General features: G+C 72.9%; 12 protein-coding genes. 7 read left to right on the forward strand and 5 right to left on the reverse strand.

Features of this window, described 5'->3' with window-relative positions; translation table 11 throughout:
- Positions 1-186 precede the first annotated feature (186 nt).
- A complete protein-coding gene (locus tag C7444_RS12055) occupies positions 187-3195 on the forward strand; it encodes a chemotaxis protein CheB (protein ID WP_211317540.1) in 3009 nt (1002 codons plus the stop codon).
- A gap of 37 nt (positions 3196-3232) precedes the next feature.
- On the opposite strand, the gene C7444_RS12060 is transcribed toward C7444_RS12055, so the two are convergent.
- The 5 genes from C7444_RS12060 to C7444_RS12080 form a co-directional block, all read right to left on the reverse strand.
- Positions 3233-4384, reverse strand: a complete 1152-nt coding sequence (locus tag C7444_RS12060; RefSeq protein WP_110401106.1) for an NAD(P)/FAD-dependent oxidoreductase — start codon at positions 4382-4384, stop codon at positions 3233-3235.
- A 37-nt stretch (positions 4385-4421) separates the two neighbouring features.
- Positions 4422-5954, reverse strand: coding sequence for an amidase (locus C7444_RS12065; protein WP_110401107.1), 1533 nt, complete (start codon positions 5952-5954; stop codon positions 4422-4424).
- A 62-nt stretch (positions 5955-6016) separates the two neighbouring features.
- Positions 6017-7201, reverse strand: a complete 1185-nt coding sequence (locus C7444_RS12070) for a DSD1 family PLP-dependent enzyme (protein ID WP_110401108.1) — start codon at positions 7199-7201, stop codon at positions 6017-6019.
- Positions 7191-8165, reverse strand: coding sequence for a Bug family tripartite tricarboxylate transporter substrate binding protein (locus tag C7444_RS12075; RefSeq protein WP_110401109.1), 975 nt, complete (start codon positions 8163-8165; stop codon positions 7191-7193). Before C7444_RS12075 ends, C7444_RS12070 begins: the two co-directional genes overlap by 11 nt.
- Before the next feature lie 13 nt (positions 8166-8178).
- On the reverse strand, positions 8179-9591 hold the full coding sequence (locus C7444_RS12080; protein ID WP_110401110.1) for a D-serine ammonia-lyase: 1413 nt from the start codon (positions 9589-9591) through the stop codon (positions 8179-8181).
- 105 nt (positions 9592-9696) lie between these two features.
- On the opposite strand from C7444_RS12080, the gene C7444_RS12085 reads away from it, so the two are divergent.
- The 6 genes from C7444_RS12085 to C7444_RS12110 all read left to right on the forward strand — a co-directional run bounded on the left by C7444_RS12085 (position 9697) and on the right by C7444_RS12110 (position 16053).
- The gene (locus C7444_RS12085; RefSeq protein ID WP_110401111.1) at positions 9697-10650 is read left to right on the forward strand and encodes a LysR family transcriptional regulator; all 954 of its coding nucleotides are present in this window, start codon (positions 9697-9699) and stop codon (positions 10648-10650) included.
- 111 nt (positions 10651-10761) lie between these two features.
- Entirely contained in the window at positions 10762-11547 is a 786-nt protein-coding gene (locus C7444_RS12090) for a MotA/TolQ/ExbB proton channel family protein (RefSeq protein ID WP_110401112.1), read from the forward strand.
- Positions 11548-11586: 39 nt separating this feature from the next.
- Positions 11587-12015 (forward strand): ExbD/TolR family protein, encoded by a 429-nt coding sequence (locus tag C7444_RS12095; protein ID WP_110401113.1) that lies wholly within the window; start codon positions 11587-11589, stop codon positions 12013-12015.
- Positions 12016-12034: 19 nt separating this feature from the next.
- Complete coding sequence (locus tag C7444_RS12100) at positions 12035-12475, forward strand: ExbD/TolR family protein (protein ID WP_110401114.1); 441 nt, start codon at positions 12035-12037, stop codon at positions 12473-12475.
- 14 nt (positions 12476-12489) lie between these two features.
- On the forward strand, positions 12490-13200 hold the full coding sequence (locus C7444_RS12105) for an energy transducer TonB (protein ID WP_110401115.1): 711 nt from the start codon (positions 12490-12492) through the stop codon (positions 13198-13200).
- Between the two features lie 132 nt (positions 13201-13332).
- Positions 13333-16053 carry a TonB-dependent receptor gene (locus tag C7444_RS12110; RefSeq protein WP_110401116.1) on the forward strand — a complete coding sequence of 907 codons (2721 nt, stop codon included), beginning with the start codon at positions 13333-13335 and terminating at the stop codon, positions 16051-16053.
- Positions 16054-16119: the final 66 nt, after the last annotated feature.

Raw genomic sequence — 16119 nt, forward strand, 5'->3', positions numbered from 1 at the left:
ATGATCGGCATGGCGCCGGCCCGGGCGGGCCGTGGCCGTGCACAGACCCGGCCCTCGGCGGCCGAGAGGACAGGCGTGACAGACCAGAGCAGGAACCCGACATCCGAAGCGGCAGGCCGCGTCCCCCGGACCCGCCGCGCGAAGACCGCCGGAGCGGGCGCGCCATCGACCGTCGCACCGGCCACCGTGCCGTCCTCCGCGGCGGCACCGGTCCTGCTGCCGGCGCCTGCACCCGCACCTGCGCCCGCGCGTTTCCCCATCGTCGGGCTGGGCGCCTCGGCGGGCGGGCTCGAGGCGCTCGAGCAGTTCTTCCGTGTGATGCCCGCCGACAGCGGCATGGGCTTCGTGGTCGTGCAGCACCTCGACCCCAGCCACGCCAGCATCCTGTCGGAGATCCTGCAGCGCAGCACCACGATGGTGGTGGTCGAGGCGCAGGACCGCATGCCGGTGGCACCGGACCGCGTCCATGTCATTCCGCCCAACCGCGACATGGTGATCTGCCATGGCGTGCTGCAGCTGAGCCTGCCCAGCGAGCCGCGCGGCCAGCGCATGCCCATCGACGCCTTCCTGCGCTCGCTGGCCGATGACCAGGGCGAGGCGGCCGCGGGCATCGTGCTGTCGGGCACCGGCACCGACGGCACGCTGGGCCTGCGGGCGATCTCCGGTGCCGGCGGGCTGTGCCTGGTGCAGGAGCCGTCGACCGCCCGCTACGACGGCATGCCCGCCAGCGCGATCCACGCCGGCTGCGCCAGCCAGGTGCTGGGCATCGAGAAGATGCCGCTGGCGCTGCGCACCGGCACCCGGCCGCTGCCGATCCGCCAGGCCATCACCCAGAACATCACCCAGACCGTCACCCCGGCGGGCGCGCTGGTGGCCCAGGGCGGGCCGGGTCGCATCCTGGCGCTGCTGCGCACCGGCACCGGCCACGACTTTTCGCTCTACAAGAAGAGCACCGTCGGGCGCCGCATCGAGCGGCGCATGGCGCAGCACAACATCGAGGATGTCGAGGTCTATGCCCGCTTCCTGAAGGAGCACCCCGCCGAGCTGAAGGCGCTGTTCCGCGAGCTGCTGATCAACGTCACCAGCTTCTTCCGTGATCCGCAGGCCTTCGTCGTGTTGAAGAACGACATCGTGCCGGGCCTGCTGGAGGGCAAGCCGGCCACCCAGGTGCTGCGCGTCTGGGTGGCCGGCTGCGCCACCGGCGAGGAGGCGTATTCGGTGGCCATCGTGCTGCGCGAGGTCATGGCCGATGCCCACCCGTCGATGAAGGTGCAGCTCTACGCGACCGACCTGGACGACGAGGCGATCGCGGTGGCGCGTGCCGGGCTGTACCCGCCCCACATCGCCCAGGACGTCTCGCCCGAACGGCTGCGCCGCTTCTTCAACCGGGAGGAGGCCGGCTACCGGGTGCGCAAGGAGATCCGCGAGATGGTGGTGTTCGCCGAGCAGAGCGTGATCAAGGACCCGCCGTTCACCCGGCTGGACCTGCTGGCCTGCCGCAACCTGATGATCTACCTCGAGCCGGACCTGCAGAACCGGCTGGTGCCCGCCTTCCACTATGCGCTCAAGCCCGGGGGCGTGCTGATGCTGTCGCCCTCGGAGAGCATCGGCAACCACATCGAGCTGTTCGAGCCGATCGACCGCAAGTGCAAGTTCTACCGCGCCCGGCCGACCGCGGCCTCCACCCGGGCGCTGCTCAGCAGCGGCTTGTCCTGGGCCGGCGACAGCACCGCTGCGGTGGCGCCCGAGGTCGCGCGCCGGGTGCGCGAGCCGCAGCTCGCCGAGATCACGCGGCGTGCGCTGCTGCAGGCCTTCGCCCCGGCGGCGGTGATGACCGACCTCAAGGGCAACATCCTCTACGTGCATGGCGAGACCGGCCGTTTCCTGCGTCCGGCCCCGGGGCATCCGACCCACAGCGTGGTCGAGATGGCACGCGAGGGCCTGCAGCTGGAGCTGCGCGAGACCCTGATGCGTGTGGTCAGCGAGGGCCTGCCGCTGCTCGAGCGTGACCTCGCGGTCCGCTCCGACGGCGACAGCCAGGTGATCCGCCTGAGCGTCAGGCCGATCTCCGACGCCGACAACAGCCAGAGCCTGCTGCTGGTCAGCTTCCAGGCGCAGGGGGGCGTGGCCACGCCCGGCCAGGCCCGCCGCCCGCGTGGCGCGGCCAAGGCCGAAGTGCTGCGTGTGGAGGCCCTCGAGCGGGAGCTGGCGCGTGCCAAGGAAGGCGTGCAGGCCATGCTCGAGGAGCAGCAGGCCTCCAACGAGGAGCTCAAGTCCGCCAACGAGGAACTGCAGTCGACCAACGAGGAACTGCAGTCCACCAACGAGGAGCTCGAGACCTCGAAGGAGGAGCTGCAGTCCGTCAACGAGGAGATGATGAACGTCAACGCCGAGCTGCAGATCAAGATCGAGCAGATGGCGTGCATGCAGGACGACATGAAGAACCTGCTCGACAACATCCGGCTGGGCACGATCTTCCTGGACCGTCACCTGCACATCCGCCGCTTCACGCGCGAGGCGGTCCGGGTCTACCGCCTCGTGCCCACCGACGTGGGCCGCCCGCTGGCCGACATCCGCAGCGAGGTGGAGGCCGACGACCTGCTGGCCGATGCCGCGCAGGTGCTCGACACCCTCGTGCCGGTGGAGCGTGAGCTGCGCAGCACCCGGGGCACCTGGTACCTGGCGCGCATCCAGCCCTATCGCACGGTCGACAACGTCATCGACGGCGTGGTGATGACCTTCACCGACGTGACCGAGCGCATCGCCGCCATCGCGGTCCGCAAGGCCCGTGACCTGGCCGAGGCCATCGTCGACACCGTGCACGATCCGCTGATCGTGCTCGATGGCAAGCACAGGGTGGTGTCGGTCAACCAGGCCTACCACCGGGCCTTCGGCGGCAGCCGCGACACCACCGTCGGCCAGGGGCTCTACACGCTGGGGGCCGGCCAGTGGGACCTGCCCGCGCTGCACACGCTGCTGGAGCAGGACCTGCCGCGCGAGGGCGGCCTCGAGCGCCGCCCGATCGAGCTGGCGGCAGCCGGCCAGCCGCCGCGCACGCTGCGGTTCAGCGCCCGCCGGCTGCCCGGCCAGACCGATGCCGCCGAGCTGGTGCTGCTGGTGATCGAGGGGGCGGGCGGCGGACGCGGTGGCCAGGAATTGCCGGACCCGGCGGTGGCCACGGGTCAGGCCGACTGACCTGACCCGTGGGGTGGCGCGTCGGGTGCGCGCCCGCTCAGCCCGGTCGCACCGGCGCGTGGCGCTGGAGCCGCGCGGGTGACAGCGCCCGTGCGTCCACCCCTTCGGCCCGCAGCGGCTCGGGCAGCGGGCGATCCCTGAGCAGGCTGAGGGCCAGGCGGGCGGCGCCCTCGGCGCTCTGGATGCCGTAGCCGCCCTGGGCGGCCAGCCAGAAGAAGCCTTCCTGCAGCGGGTCGTGGCCGATCACCAGGTCGCCGTCGGGCACGAAGGAGCGCAGGCCGGCCCAGCAGTGGCTGGGCCGGCGGATCTGCAGGGTCGTGGCCTGTTCGATGTGGTGGATGCCGGTGGCCACGTCGAGCTCCTCGGGCATCACGTCGTGCGGCGGCACCGGATCGGCATTGGCCGGCGAGCCCAGCAGCTGGCCGGCATCGGGCTTGAAGTAGTAGCTCTCGTCGATGCCCGCGACCGCCGGCCAGTCGCCGACGTGCACGCCCGGCGGGGGCGCGAAGGTGAAGGCGGTGCGCCGGCAGGGCTGCAGGCCGATGGACGGCACGCTGGCCAGGCCTGCGACGACATCGGCCCAGGCGCCCGCGGCATTGACGAGCGTGCGGGCCTGCAGCAGGTCGCCATCGGCCAGCCGCAGGATCCAGACGCCGTCGATGCGCTTCAGCGCGGTGACGCCCGCATCGAGCCGCAGCTGGCCGCCGCGCTGGCGGAACTGGCGCAGGTAGCCCTGGTGCAGCGCATGCACGTCGATGTCGCTGGCGCCGTCCTCGAACACGCCGGCCACGGCCCTTTCGGGCCGCAGGCAGGGCACGGCCTGCATCAGCGCGTCGTGGTCCAGCCAGCGCACCGGGGCGCCACGGTCCTGGATCTCGCGGTGGAAGGCCTCGAGCCGCTCCCGCTGTCCGGGGGCGGCCACATGGGCCACGCCCCGCGGGCTGAGCAGCGCCGACGGGCCGAAGGCCGGCGGCGGCTGGTCGTAGAAGGCCCGGCTGGCGCGGGTCAGCGCCCGGATCGCCGGCGTGCCGTAGGTCGCCATGTAGAGCGCGGCCGAGCGCCCGGTGGTGTGGTAGCCGGGCTGGGTCTCGCGCTCGACCAGCACGGTGTCGGCCTGTTCGGCGAGGTGGCTGGCGATCGACGCGCCGGCGATGCCGGCGCCGATGACGGCGAATTCGTGGAGGCTCATGGCAGGACTCGGGTCACGAGGTGGATCGTTTCGTGCATCAGACGGCCGACGCCCGGGCCTGCGGGGCGCCGCTGCCACCGACGGGCGGCTGCATCGGCGGCGCGGTGACGATGGAGGTCAGCGCCGGCTCGGCCGCCCGCAGCGTGTCGATCGACGGGCGCGGCCGGCGCAGGTCGGCGTGGCCGGCGAAGGCCTGCTCCATCGCGTGGGCCACGCCCAGCGTGTGGTGGTCGGCGCGGAAGCGCCCCACCACCTGCAGCCCGAAAGGCATGCCGCGGTGGTCGAGCCCGCAGGGCAGGCTGATCGCCGGGTGGGTGGTCAGCGTGACGACGTAGGTCAGCGCGAGCCAGCGGTAGTAGTTCTCCTGGGCCTCGCCGTTGATGGTGTCGGCGCTCAGGCGGGTCCAGGGGAAGGGCGAGACGGGCGTGGTGGGCGACAGGATGACGTCGAAATCGTCGAACGCCGGCTGGAAGCGCGCCAGGATGCGGCTCTGCTCGGCCTGCGCCCAGGCGCTGTCGAGCAGGCTCATGGCCGCGCCCATCTCGACGTTGGCCCGGGTGTTGGGGCCCAGGCTGTCGGGGTCGCGCCGGTAGGCCTCGTGCAGGCCGGCGACGAAGCTCTCGGCGCGCAGCACGTCGAAGCAGCGGTGCACCTCGCCCAGGTCCAGCCGCACCGGCTCGCAGCGGGCGAACAGCGGGGCCATCGCCGCGATCTTGTCGCGAAAGACCTGGCGGATGCCGTCGTCGACCGCGCAGGCGCCGAAGTCCTCGGTCCAGCCCACCCGCAGCGACCCCAGGTCGACCGCCTCCGGGTTCAGGAAGGACAGCGGATCGAGCGCATGCGACAGCGGATCGCTCACCGACAGGCCGGCCGATGCCGCCAGCTGCAGGCAGGCGTCGGCGACGGTGCGTCCCATCGGGCCGACCACCGAGATCGGTGTCCAGCCCAGCAGCTTGCGTGCGCTGGGCACCACGCCGGGCGACGGGCGGAAGCCCACCACGCCACACTTGGCCGCCGGGATGCGCAGCGAGCCGCCGGTGTCCGAGCCGGTGCACACCGGCAGCAGGTCCAGCGCCAGTGCCGCGGCCGAGCCGCCCGAGGAGCCGCCCGCGTTCAGGTTCGGATCGAAGGGGTTGCCGGTCGCGCCCCAGACCGCGTTGCGGCTGTTGGCGCCGGCGCCCATCTCGGGCACGTTGGTCTTGCCGGTGACGATGGCGCCGGCCGCCCGCAGGCGCGCGACCAGCAGGTTGTCCTGCGCCGGCACGTGGTCGCGCCACAGCGGCGAGCCCATCGTGGTCAGCAGGCCGGCGGTGGCCTCGAGGTCCTTGACGCCCAGCGGCAGGCCGTGCAGCAGGCCGAGCGGGTGCCCGTCCATCACCGCCTGCTCGGCCGCGCGGGCCTCGTCGCGCGCCCGCTCGAAGCAGGTGGCGGTGATGGCGTTGACCAGCGGATTGATGGCCTCGATGCGCGCGATGCAGGCGTCCAGCAGCTCCACCGGGGAGATCTGCCGCGCGCCGATCATCCGGCGCAGTTCGGTGGCGGGGAGGGCGACGAGGTCCTGGGGGGTCATGGATCGGTGTCCTGGGCGGGCAAGGCGAGGTCGTGGGGAAGGGGAGGATGCGGCCGCGCGCTTCAGCGGCTCAGGCCCCGGGCGGCGATCGGCCAGATGCATTCGACGCGGCCGTCGCGGCAGCCGACGAGTTGATCGTGCAGGTTGAGCGTGGGGTCGCAGTGGCCGGGCACCAGCCACAGCGGCTCGCCCTCGGCCAGCGTGGCCGCGCCCGGTGCCGGCTGCACGATGCCGTGCTCGTCGTTGGCGGCGAGGTAGCGGTGGCCGGTGGCGCCACCGCCGACCGCGCACACGCGTGGCAGCCCGGAGTCCGTGGCCAGCGACTTCAGGCCGGCGTCGAGCACCACGTGCGTGCCGCCGGCCGTGCTCATCACGGTCGAGGCCAGGTAGAGGCTGTGCTCGAAGCGCAGCGCCTGGTCCGCCGGGCCGGGTTCGTTGAGCGCGTAGTCGCCGTCCATGAACACGTAGGAGCCGGGCTGCACCTCGGTGTAGAGGCCGCTGGCCAGGTCGGCGGCGACGCTGCCGGTGCCCCCGCCGGTGACCACCGGGCAGGCCACGCCGGCGTGCTGCAGCGCGGTGAGCACCCGGGCCGCGCGTGCGGCCGCCAGCGCGGCCTGCTGGTGGCGTTGCGCCGCGTCCCGCAGGTGCTGGATCGCCCCGTGGTAGGCCTGCAGGCCGCGGAAGTGCAGGCCGGCGCCCTGGCGGGCGGCGCGCTCGAGGTGCTCCAGCAGCCGCAGCACGGCCGGCGCGTCGGCCACGCCGCAGCGGCCCTGGCCGATGTCGATCTCGACCAGCACCCCGAGCGTGCTGCCATGGGTGCGCACCGCGGCCGCGAGCAGGTCGATCTGCCGCGTGCTGTCCACGCAGACGCTCATCCGGGCGTGCCGGGCCAGCCGCGCGAGCAGGTCGGCCTTGGCGGGGCTGGCCACCTGGTTGCTGAGGTGGATGTCGCCGATGCCGGCCTGCACGAAGGGTAGCGCCTCGCTGACCTTCTGGCAGCACACGCCGACCGCCCCGCGGGCGATCTGCGCCCGCGCGATGTCCGGGCACTTGTGCGCCTTGGCGTGCGGGCGCAGCTGCACGCCCGCCGCGTCGGCGCGGGCCTGCAGGCGGTCGAGGTTGCGCTCGAAGGCCGCCAGGTCGAGCAGCAGCGCGGGCGTGTCCACCTCGCCCGCCGGCAGGCCGGGGCGCGCGGCCGGGGGCAGCGTCGGCCGGTCCGCGTCGGCCGGCCGGGCTTCAGTCGACATGGATGTTGGCCTTCTGGGCGATGACCCGCATCAGCGGCAGCTCCTTGTCGATCAGCGCGCTGGCGGCCGCGCCATTGCCCCAGGCCGGCTCGAAGCCGCTGGCGATCAGGTCCTCGCGCACCTTGGGCAGGGCGATCGTGTCGGCGAGCGCCTTCTCCAGCCTGGCCTTCACCGCCGGCGGCAGGCCGCGCGGGGCGGCGACCACCAGCCAGGTGTCCATGTCGACCGCGTAACCCGCCTCGGCGAAGGTGGGCACGTCGGGCAGCAGGCGCGAGCGCCGCGCGGTGGTCAGCGCGATCGCCTTGATCTTGCCGCTGCGCAGCTGCGGCAGCGCGGCCGCGACGGTGTCGACGGTGAACGGAATCTGGCCGCCCATCAGGTCGACCATGGCCGGGGCGCTGCCCTTGTAGGGCACGTGCGCCATCTTCAGGCCGGTGGCGCGCAGCATCAGCTCCGCGGCGAAGTGCGAGGTGGTGCCGTTGCCGTAGGAGCCGTAGAGGTAGTGGTCGGGCGCGGCCTTGACCAGGTCGACGAACTCCCGCGGCGTGCGCGCCGGCACGTCCTTGTTGGCCAGCAGGATCAGCCCGGTGCGCCCGACCAGGCCGATGGGCTCGAAGCTGCGCACCGGGTCGTAGGGCAGGCGCGGCTGGATCGCCGGGTTGACGGTGAAGGTCGTGCCCGAGCTCACCAGCAGCGTGTAGCCGTCGGGCGCGGCCTTGGCCACGTAGCCGGCCCCGACGATGGTGCCCGCGCCGGCCCGGTTCTCGATGACCACGCTCTGCCCCAGCCGGTCGGCCAGCACCTTGCCCAGCATGCGTCCGATCACGTCGGTCGCGCCACCGGGCGGGAAGGGGATCACCAGCTGGATCGGCTTGTCCGGATAGGCTCCGGCGGCCCTCGCCGGGGCCGAGGTGATCATGGCCAGGACGGCGCCACAGCAGGCCAGCAGCAGCTTGAGTTTCATGGTGTGACCGATCTCAGAGGGTTGGGGAATGGGTCGAGGCGTCGGCGATGCGCCGACCCCGCTCGAGGAACTGCCGGTCGTCGTCCTCGGGGACGAACAGGCCGCCGGTGCTCCACGCCAGGTGGGTGGCCCGGGTGCGGTGGGGCTGCAGGCCTCGGGCCCGCAGCCAGGCGGCGCCGGCGGCGGTGTGCTCCAGCAGGCCCGGGCCCGACAGGCCGGCGGCGGCCGAGGGCTCGATCTTCAGGCCCTCGGTGCTGCGGGCCAGGAACAGGTGGTGGAACAGCGTGTCGTCGTCGACCGTGCCCACGCCCGACAGCAGCGGGGCCATCAGCCCGCCCGCCAGCTCGGAGGCCTGCGGCACGGCCAGGCCGTCCGCCTCGGTGCGGTTGCTCAGCCCGAGGTCGTAGACCGACTTCGGCGCCCCGGCGCCGTCCGGCGCGCAGGCCAGGTGGACCAGGAAACACGGCGACTGCGTGGGCTCGATGAAGAAGCAGTGCACGTCCGGCCCGTACAGGTGCTTCAGGCCGACGGTGATGCCCGCGGGCGCCCCGCCCACGCCACAGGGCAGGTAGACCAGCAGCGGGTGCTCGGCGTCGACCACCACGCCCAGCTCGAGCAGTTGCCCGTGCAGGTGCAGGGCCGCGGTGGCGTAGCCCAGCAGCAGCGAGCGCGAGCGCTCGTCGTCGACGAAATGGGTGTGCGGATCCGCCGCCGCGGCCTGGCGGCCGGCGGCGACGGCCGAGGCGTAGTCGCCGTCGTGCTCGATCACCGTCACGCCGCGCCGGCGCAGGTGGGCCTTCTTCCAGGCCTTGGCGTCGGCCGACATGTGCACCTGCGCCTGCAGCCCCAGCGCGGCGGCCATCACGCCGATGCTCAGGCCCAGGTTGCCGGTCGAGCCCACGGCCACGGTGTGCCGGGCCAGCAGCGCGCGGGCCGCCGGGTCCAGCAGCACCAGGGGGTCGCTGTCGGGGTGCTCGAACAGGCCGGCCTGCAGCGCGAGCCGCTCCACGTGCTCGAGCACCTCGTGGAAGCCGCCGCGGGCCTTGATCGAGCCGGCCACCGGCAGGCCGTGGTCGGCCTTGATCAGCAGGCGGCCGAAATCGTCGGCCAGGCCCAGCGCCTGCCCCAGCCGCGGCACCGGCAGCAGCGCCGACTCGACCACCCCGCCGCAGGCCGCCAGCTCCGGAAACAGCCGGCCCAGCAGCGGCGCGAAGCGCCGCAGGCGCCGCTGCGCCGCTTCGATATCAGCCAGACTAATGGCTGGCGGCTGCTCCGGCTGCAGGCCGGGGTTGCACCACAGCAGGGGCCGGCCCTGGCGCAGCGCGTCCAGGTCGAGCGGGTCGCCGTCCGTGACCCAGCCGCATCCGGGCTCGGTGTGGTCGGCAGTTGCGGGCGTCTCGGGGCCAGTGGCGGGAAAACGGGGCATGGGGCTCGTGTCGGGTTTCGGTTCGGTTCCGATTGTGGGCGTGCGCCGCCGGTCGGGCAACGGATCTATACTGACCCACGGATTAGTGAAACTCATGGAGTCGGGATGTCGCCCTCGCTGCTTGCATGGTTGCGGTGCTTCGATGCTGCGGCACGGTGCGGCAGCTTCACCAAGGCCGCCGCGGAACTGTGCGTGACCCAGGGTGCGGTCAGCCAGCAGGTCAAGCAGCTGGAGCAGTGGCTGCAGCGGCCGCTGTTCCTGCGCACGCCCCGCTCGCTGGCGCTGACGCCCGAGGGGCAGTGGCTGGGCACCGTGCTCCAGGAGTCGTTCCAGGCGATCGAGGCGACGCTGAACCGGCTGCGGCGCCCGCCGGACGACCGCTCGACCACCCTGAGCTGCGCGCCGTCGTTCGCGATGGGCTGGCTGACGCCGCGCCTGGGCGACTTCTTCCGTGCCCATCCGCAGGTCGGGCTGCGCGTGATCGGCGAGTTCCACCTGCTGGACCACGAACGCATGGTGCGTGACGCGGTCGATGCCGCCGTGCGCTTCGACCTGGGTGACTACCGCGACCTGGACGCGACCTGCTTCCTCGACGAATGGCTGCTGCCCGTGGCCAGCCCGGCCTTCCTGGCCGCCCACCCGGAGCTGCGCTCGCCGGCCGACCTGAAGGCCTCGATGCTGCTGCACGACACCAGCCCCTGGGACGGCGCGGGGGCCTTCCACGAGTGGGACCACTGGATGGGCCAGGTCGGCGCGGCGGCGCTGCCGCTGGCGGCCGGGCGCCATTTCAACCTGTCGCAGCTGGCCGTGGGCGCGGCGCTGGCGGGCCAGGGCGTGGCGATGGGCCGGGCGGCGCTGGTGCACGACGACCTGCGCTGCGGCCGCCTGGTGGCGCCGTTCCCGACGCCGGTGCGCTCGCCGGCGTCCTACCACTTCATCTCGGTGGTGGAGCCGATGCCGTCCACCGCACGGGTCGCGGCCTGGCTGACGCAGGAGGCGGCGCGTTTTCGCCGCGAGCGTGATGCGCTGCTGCAGGCGCTGCCGCACGCATCGGCCTGAAGCGCCGGCCTGAAGCACCGCGGCCATGCCTTATCCTCGCCCCCTCGGCCGCGGGCGCACCGCGCGCCCGACCGCCTGCCGCCGGATGTCCTGACCTCATCGATCGTGCCCATGCCCCGTTCCTTCTCCCGTCGCCTCGTCCCTGTCCTGGCCCTGAGCGGCCTGCTCGTCTGCAGCGGCTGGTGCGCGGCCCAGCCGGTGGCGGCCTCCGCCGTGGAGGTGGCCGGCGAGGCCGTGGTGGCCAACCCCTACGGCGTGGCCGCGCTGTGGGCCGGCAGCGACCTGGTGGCCCGGGCGGTGCTGCTGATCATGGCGCTGATGTCGCTGGGCAGCTGGTACGTGCTGATCACCAAGCTGATGGAGCAGTCGCGCCTGCTGCGCCAGGCGCGCGAGGCGCAGGACTCGTTCTGGCAGGCCGGCACGGTGCGCCAGGGCACCGAGGCGCTGGCCGCCGACAGCCCCTTCCGCTTCATCGGCGAGGCCGCGCTCGAGGCCACGCGCAAGCACGAGGGCCTGCTGGCCCACATCGGCCTGAACGACTGGATGCAGATGTCGATCCAGCGGGCCATCGAGCGGGTGCAGTCGCGCCTGCAGGACGGCCTGGCCTTGCTGGCCACCGTCGGCTCGACCGCGCCCTTCGTCGGCCTGTTCGGCACCGTCTGGGGCATCTACCACGCGCTGACGGCCATCGGCGTGGCCGGCCAGGCCTCGATCGACAAGGTCGCCGGCCCGGTGGGCGAGGCGCTGATCATGACCGCCATCGGCCTGGCCGTGGCCGTGCCGGCGGTGCTGGGCTACAACTGGCTGGTGCGCCGCAACAAGCTGGCCATGGAGCAGGTGCGCGGCTTCGCCGGCGACCTGCATGCGGTGCTGCTGGCCCAGGGCCCCCGTGGCTGAGCGGCGGGCCGGCCACCGACCGCAGCAGGGCGACCGCCGATGGCGATGACCCCCGGCCCCTTCTCGTCGGACGACGACGAGGTGATGGCGACCATCAACACCACGCCGCTGGTGGACGTGATGCTGGTGCTGCTGATCATCTTCCTGATCACCATCCCGGTGGTGAACACCTCGATCGCCGTCGACCTGCCGCGCGAGCGCCACGAGGTGCGGGCGATGAAACCCGAGAACATCGTCGTGTCGGTCGATGCCCAGGGCGGGCTGTACTGGTTCGACACCCGGCTGGCGTCGAGCGAGGCGCTGCTCGAGCGGCTGAAGGCGGTGGCGCTGCGCCAGCCCCAGCCCGAGGTGCACATCCGGGGTGACCGCAGCGGCGCCTACGAAGGCGTCGGCCGCGTGGTGCAGGCCTGCCAGCGCGCGGGCATCGCCAAGCTGGCCTTCGTCACCGAACCGCCGCCCCGGCCTTGACCGCAGACAGGACGCCACCATGGGCATGAACCTGGGCCCCGGCGCACACGCCGAGGGCGACGATCCGGAACCGATGATGGACATCAACACCACGCCGCTGATCGACGTGATGCTGGTGCTGCTGGTGATGCTGATCATCACCATCCCGATCCAGCTGCACTCGGTCGAGCTGCAGATGCCGGTGGGCACGCCGCCGCCGGTGCGGGTCGAGCCCGAGGTGGTGCGCATCGACATCGAGGCGGACGACACCATCCGCTGGCAGGGCGAGGCGGTGGCCGACCGGGCCGAGCTGGTGCGGCGCCTGGCCGAGGCCGCCGCCCGGCCGGTGCCGCCCGAGGTCCACCTGCGGCCCGATCGGGCCGCCCGCTACGACACCTTCGTCACCGTGATGATCGCCGCCCGCGAGCAGGGCCTGCGCAAGCTCGGTGTCATCGGCTCCGACTCCTCCACCGGCCGCTGAGCCCGAGACATCCCATGGCGCTCGACTATCGACCCCGGGTCAACACCCCCGGCCGCTGGGCCGGCATCGCCGCCGTGCTGCTGCTGCATGCGCTGGTCCTCTGGGCCCTGGTGTCGGGCCTGGCCCGCCAGGTCGTCGAGCGGGTGCGCGAGCCCATCGAGATGGCGATCATCACCGAGCGGCGCGAGCCGCCCCCGCCTCCACCACCACCCCCTCCCGAGCTGAAGCCGCCCACGCCGCCCCGTGAGGTCCGGGTCACCGAGCGTGCGCCCGTGCCGCCACCGGCACCGCTGCCGCCGGTGGTGCCGCCGCCCGACGTGCGACCGCCGGCCGCGCCGGCCCCCGTGGTCCAGGCGATCGTGCAGGAACGGGCACCCGAGCGGGCCCCCGAGCGCCCGGCCGAGAGCCGGCCCGCCGTGGCCCCGGTGCCCGCACCCGCTCCAGCGCCGGCCGTCAGCCGCCAGGAGGTCGCGCTGGTCTGCCCGGGCTACAAGGACATCCTGCAGTCGGCGCTGGCCGGTGTGGTGGACCGGGTCGGCATCGACGGCGACGTGACGGTGCAGCTGGTGGTGCGCGGGCAGGAGGTGGTCGACGTGAAGGCCCTGTCGGGGCCGCGCGAGTACTTCCGCCCGGTCGTCGGCGCGGTGCGGCGTTTCCGCTGCTCGGCCGGGGCGGGCGACGCCCAGGTCACGACCACGTTGACCGTGGGCTTCAAGCTCGAGTGATGGTGTGCCTGTTGTTTCGGGGCAACGATTTGGCGCTGTCACCTGCGTGACACCGGCCCTCGTGGCGACTCCCGACGGCAACAAATCAACACGCACTGGACACGTGTCGAGACGTGCCTCAAGAATCTCTTGATGGTACTCATCGACAACAAGGGCACGTCACAGGGAACGTGCCGCCCCCTGCTGCTGGCCTTGGCGCTGGCCGCCCTGTTCGACTCCACGCCGGCGGCCGCCCAGTCGACCCTCGAGCGCGTGGAAGTCACCGGCTCGTCCCTGCTGCGGGTCGGGGCGCAGACCCATGTGCCGGTCACGATCATCCGCGTTGCCGACCTGTTGCGCGAAGGCGTCACCTCGACCGAGGAGGCGCTCACGCACGTGACGCAGAACCAGTCGGCCATCGGCATCGGCCGCTCCGTCGGGTTTTCTACCGGTGCCAAGTCCGAGGTCGACCTGCGCGGGCTCAGCGCGCCGATGGGCCGCAACGCCGACAAGACGCTGGTGCTGCTCAACGGCCGCCGGCTCGCGGCCCACGCCTTCGACTCGGCCGCGGTCGACCTGCACGCGATCCCGCTGGCGGCGGTCGACCGCATCGAGATCCTGCGGGATGGCGCCTCGCCGATCTACGGCACGGATGCGGTCGGCGGCGTGGTCAACTTCATCCTCAAGGACCGCTTCTCCGGGATCGAGCTGAGCGCGGACGCGCAGCAGGCCGGGCAGGGCGGCGGCGCGGTGCGCCGCTTCAGCCTGACCGGTGGTACCGGCTCGCTGGCCGAGGACGGCTACACGATCTTCGGCGCGCTGGACCACCGCCGCCAGCGGGCGCTGTCCGCGTCGCAGCGGAGCTTCTCGGCCACCGGCGTGCTCGACGGGCGCATCACCGACGGCACCAGCGGCTTCAGCTTTCCGGGTGACCTGGACGGCTACGAGCCGTCGCTGCCGGCCTGCGCACCCCCGGCCTCGGTGCCCGACGAGACCGGCGGTTCCTGCCGCTACGACTACTCGCGGGACGTGGACAACCTGCCCAGCCAGGAGCTGAGCACCGGCCTGCTGCGCGGCAGCGTGCGCCTGGCGCCGGGCCTGCGCCTGAACGCCGAATACCTGCGCGCCCGCAGCGAGGCGACGACCCGCATCGCCCCGGCCCCCGGTTACCACTGGCTCCCGGCCAGCAGCCCCTATTTCCCGGCCGGGGCGGCCTCCTACGCCATCCCCGACCTGTCCAGCGGCGACCCCGACGCCACCGTGCCCGGCGGGCTGGTGGCCTGGCGCATGGTGCCGGCCGGCCCGCGCACCAACCACCACCTGAGCACGGCCGACCGGGCCCTGCTCGAGCTCCAGGGGGAGCTCGAGTCGTCCTGGGACTACCGCGCGGCCGTCGGCCGTTCGGTCAGCCGCAGCACCGAGTCCGTGCGGCGTGGCCATGTCGACGACGGCCTGATCCAGGCCGGCCTCTGGAACGGCAGCATCAACCCCTTCGGTGCGCAGTCCGCGGCCGGACAGGCGGCGATCGAGGCGGCCCAGGTGGTCGCGCCGGTGCAGCGGGGTGAAAGCCGCCTGGACTTCATCGACGCCCGCCTGGCCGGTGACCTGGCGATGCTGCCGGCCGGCCCGCTGTCGCTGGCCGTCGGCGTCGAGCACCGGCGCGAGCAGGCCGGTTTCGAGACGCTCGACATCGCCGGCCAGCTCGCCGGACTGGGGCTCGATCCGGACGGCGACACCCGCGGCTCGCGCCACTCGAACGCGCTGTTCGCCGAGCTGGGCGTGCCGCTGACCCGCTCGCTCGACCTGACGGTGGCCGCGCGCCACGACCGCTACAGCGACTTCGGCTCGACCTTCAACCCCAAGCTCGGCCTGCGCTTCCAGCCTTCGGCGCAGTGGCTGCTGCGCGGCTCGCTGGCCACCGGCTTCCGGGCGCCGTCGCTCTACGACCTGCACCAGCCGCAGTCGCTGACCTACACCGCCGGCAGCTACGACGATCCGCTGCTCTGCGCCGGTGGCACGCCGGCGGACGGCGCCTCGGCCAGCGTGGTCTGCGGCCAGCAGGTGGTGAGCCGCATCGGCGGGCCGGGCGCCTCGGGCGGTTCGCTGCAGCCGGAGAAGTCGACCACCGTCAGCTTCGGCACGGTGATCGAGCCCGTCGAGCGGCTGACCCTGGGCATCGACTACTGGAACGTCAAGGTCAGCAACCTGATCGGCGGCCTGCCTGATCAGGCGATCTTCGCCGACAGCGCCCGCTACGCCGGCCGGCTGGTGCGCTGCAGCCAGCTGCCCGCCAGCGGCAGTGGCGTCACGCGCAGCGACTTCGGCGTCTGCGCCAACTACCCGGGGTTCGACCCGATCGCCTACGTCGACCAGCAGACCCAGAACCTGGGCGAGCTGCACACCAGCGGCTTCGACGTGTCGGGGCTGTGGCGCCTGGCGCCGTCGGCGCTGGGTCGCCTGGCCATCGGTCTGGAGGGCACTTATGTGCTGTCCTACAAGTACCAGCGCGAGGCCGGTGGCGAGTTCATCAGCGCGGCGGGTCGCTACAGCGACCACGCGCCGATCTTCCGCTGGCAGCACACGCTGAGCGCCCACTGGGGCGCGGGGCCGTGGGCGCTCACGCTGGCGCAGCGCTTCAAGTCGGGCTACCAGGACCAGGAACCGACCCATCGGGTCGGCTCCTACTCGCTCTACGACCTGTCGGCCAGCTGGAGCGGCCTGAAGGACCTGGTGGTGGCCGTGGGCGTGAAGAACCTGCTCGACACCGACCCGCCGCGCACCTACCAGCTGTCGACCTACCAGTACGGCTACGACTCGCGCTACACCGACCCGCTCGGGCGCACCTGGACGCTGCGCATGAACTACCGGTTCTGAGTCGGCACCACGAAAAAAGGGCACCTCGGGAGGTGCCCTTTTCCGTCGGCCGCGAAGCCGCAGCGT

Origin of the sequence: Sphaerotilus hippei (assembly GCF_003201595.1) — a bacterium.
Classification (GTDB): domain Bacteria; phylum Pseudomonadota; class Gammaproteobacteria; order Burkholderiales; family Burkholderiaceae_C; genus Sphaerotilus; species Sphaerotilus hippei.